A 572-nucleotide genomic window follows, 5' to 3' on the forward strand; every position below is an offset into this window, starting at 1 on the left:
CACCCAGCTGATCGCCGCGATCCGCCGCTTCGGCCGCGAGGTCCCGGCCGGCCAGGACCTGCTGGCCGCCCATGCCACCGGCTACGACTACTCCCGGGCGGGGAAGCCGGAGATCGCCTGGGACGACGAGGACGCCAAACGCGAACTGGTCTCGGTGCTCGTCAACGACGCGCTCGCCCTGTTGGCCGCCACGGCCCCGGACGCCCTGGAGGACGGGTCGAAGGCCGCTGCGGCGTATGGGCTGCTGGCCCTGGTGGCCGGGCAGGACGTGGAACCGGACGAGGGCTCCGACGGCACAGATGGGCGGTGGAGGATCGCCCGGAAGGTCGCACCGGACCGGCTGGTCTCCACCGTCGACACCGAGGCACGCCACGCGCACAAGACCCGCCGGGAGCGCCGGGACGGATACAAGGGCCACCTGGTCATCGAGCCCGATACCGGGCTGGTCACCGCTGCGAAGCTGACGATGGCCACCGGGGAGGCATCCACGGACCCGGCAGCCGGTGCCGCCCTGCTGGCCCAGGACCTCAACACCGGAGGCGCCCCGGTGCAAGTGCTGGCCGATTCGGCCT

At 72.7% G+C, this 572-nt stretch carries 1 pseudogene; it reads left to right on the plus strand.

The window, feature by feature from the left end:
- Nucleotides 1–572: pseudogene (locus IE069_RS15550) on the plus strand (IS5/IS1182 family transposase); the annotation flags it as partial.

It is taken from the genome of Zhihengliuella salsuginis (assembly GCF_014651715.1).
Taxonomy (GTDB): Bacteria; Actinomycetota; Actinomycetes; order Actinomycetales; family Micrococcaceae; genus Zhihengliuella; species Zhihengliuella salsuginis.